This is a genomic window from Caulobacter segnis (genome assembly GCF_003243465.1).
GTDB lineage: Bacteria > Pseudomonadota > Alphaproteobacteria > Caulobacterales > Caulobacteraceae > Caulobacter > Caulobacter segnis_A.
In genome coordinates, this window is sequence record NZ_QFQZ01000155.1 from 1 (window position 1) to 2,191 (window position 2,191).

Consider the following 2,191-nt stretch of genomic DNA (forward strand, 5'->3'; position numbering starts at 1 on the left):
TTGATCAGCACGTCGATGTTGCCGCCGGCGTTGTCGATCGTCGAGACGAAGTCCTGCTGCTGGGTGATGGCCAGCCAGATGCCTTTGAACTGGACGTCGACCACCTTCCAGGTCTGGCCGTTGCCGAGCACGCGCCACGAGACCGGCAGGGGCTGGGTGATCTGGCCGCCGGAGATGGTGGTGTTGACGATCACGTCGCCCGGCTTGCGCACGACCGAACCGGTCACCTTCAGCTGCTCGCCGCGATAGTCGTCGATGCGCGACTGGTAGACGTTCTCGGCGTAGGCGCGGAACACCGGGGTGAAGCGCGCCCGCTGGTCCGGCGTGATGGTGCGGGCGTACTTGCCCAGCACGAAGTTGGTGATCTTCGGCACGTCGGCCAGCTCGTCCACGGCCTGGCGGAAGACCTGCTTCTTCTGGGCTTCGGACTGCTTCTTGTCGGCTAGCACGGCGATCACGCGCTCGGCCTTGGTCTGGACGAAGGCCTCGGCGCCGGGATCGCGGGCGCTCTGGGCCAGGGCCGGGACGGCCATCGCAGCGGCGCCGAAGAAAGCCAAAAGCGCGGCGTTGGCGCCGCGCCGGGTGGGGCGCCGGGTGGAGAAGGTGCTCTGCATGGTCTTACCGGTCATGGTTTGGGTGCTGGCGGCGGGGCTTCCGGGGGCGGCGCGTCGAAATCGGGGAGAACCTCGGCCTCGCCCGCCGCCTCGCGGACGGACGCCTCGCGGTACTGGGTATAGGCCGAGCGGGTGGTGACATAGGGGTCCGAAGCGTCCTTCAGGGCCTGGAAGGCCGGGTCGGTCGCCGCGCGCAGGTCGACGATCGTGACGCCCGTGCGGGCCTTGCCGAAGTCGGTGTCCAGCCCGCCGACATAGAGCGAGACGGGATCGGTGACGATATCCAGGGCGCGGCCGACGCCGTCGCGAACGTTCAGCGGGCCCATCAGCGGCACGTAGAGATAAGCGCCGGGCTTGGCGCCCCAGACGCCGAAGGTCTGGCCGAAATCGGCGTCGCGGCGCGGCAGGTTCATCTTGGCGGCCACGTCGAACAGGCCCAGCACGCCGACCGTCGAGTTGACGATGAAGCGCGTGGTCGAACGCATGGCGCGCTTGGGCTTGCCCTGCAGCACCAGGTTGATGACCGTGTTCGGCTCGCCGAGATTGTAGACGACCGCGCTGACATGATCGCGCACCCCGTGCGGCGTGACGGCCATGTAGCCGTGGGCGATGGGCGCCAGGATCACGTGATCCAGGCCCATGCTGAACTTGAAGGAAGCGCGATTGGCCTTTTCGAACGGGTCGGAGGCGGACGTCTCTTGCGCCCAGACAAGGTCGGATTTGGCTACACCCAGGCAAACAAGCGCCAGCAGCATCCAGTGCCTGACGGGGAGACCTGCGCCCTTCCCGACGTTTTGTGCGCGGCTTCTCTGCACCCCGAGCCCTTCGAACCCCAAAAAGACACTCATGCGTGCTATTACGCCTCAGCGCTGATAAAGCAACTGAGTGGTGCATTTAATTTTCGGTCCGAAGGGCCCCGCCGTGGTAGGCAGACGCCATGGACACGATCGCGGAACGACGCCGAAACGCGGGCCGGCCGACCAAGGCCGAGGCCACTGCGCTCGACGAGGCCATCCTCGTCGGTGCGCGGGCCGCCTTCTTCGACAAGGGCGTGGCCGAGGCCTCAATGGACGAGATCGCCGCCAGCATCGGCGTCACGAAACATACGATCTACCGGCGTTTTCCCAGCAAGGCCGCATTGCTGGACGCGGTGATCGAGCAGCAACTCCGGGCGCTCGGCGAGTCGATACAGGCTCCGACCGGTGGGGCCTCGCGCCCGCTCGACGATTTGAAGACGGTCGCCCGACGCTTCTTCGACTACACCATTTCACCCGACAGCGGTCGCCTGGTCAGCTTGATCCAGCGCACCGAGGGACAGTTTTCCGCCGAGATGAAGCCAAAGTGGAAGCGGTGGGAAACCATGGCCCTGGGACCTTTGCGCGAGCGGATGGTGGCGGCTCAGGTCGCAGGCGACCTCATCCCGAACGATCCTGATGAAGCCACGTTTGTCCTGGTGGACATGCTCGACGGGGCCGCCAAGCGTCTTCGCCTTGGAAATTGTCCGTCGTCAGAAGTTTTGGGACAGCCGGGCTGCGGATTTAGTGGAGGGTTGGCCTCGTCTGGGCTTGAGATTTAGG

Annotated in this window: 2 protein-coding genes and 1 pseudogene; 1 reads left to right on the top strand and 2 read right to left on the bottom strand. The window is 65.8% G+C overall.

Features of this window, described 5'->3' with window-relative positions:
* Nucleotides 1–629 (bottom strand): phospholipid-binding protein MlaC (locus tag DI526_RS23355; protein ID WP_304283434.1); only part of this gene is annotated, 629 nt, incomplete at its 3' end.
* Nucleotides 626–1,306, bottom strand: a pseudogene (locus tag DI526_RS23360) (VacJ family lipoprotein); the annotation flags it as partial. The gene DI526_RS23355 and the pseudogene DI526_RS23360, both read right to left, overlap by 4 nt.
* 245 nt (nucleotides 1,307–1,551) lie before the next feature.
* On the opposite strand from DI526_RS23360, the gene DI526_RS23365 reads away from it, so the two are divergent.
* Nucleotides 1,552–2,190, top strand: a complete 639-nt coding sequence (locus tag DI526_RS23365; RefSeq protein WP_304283436.1) for a TetR/AcrR family transcriptional regulator — start codon at nucleotides 1,552–1,554, stop codon at nucleotides 2,188–2,190.
* The last annotated feature ends 1 nt before the right edge of the window (nucleotide 2,191 follow it).

Excerpts from the sequence above, each read along its gene's own strand:
- DI526_RS23365 (WP_304283436.1), top strand. The coding sequence starts at position 1,552 with ATGGACACGATCGCGGAACGACGCCGAAACGCGGGCCGGCCGACCAAG.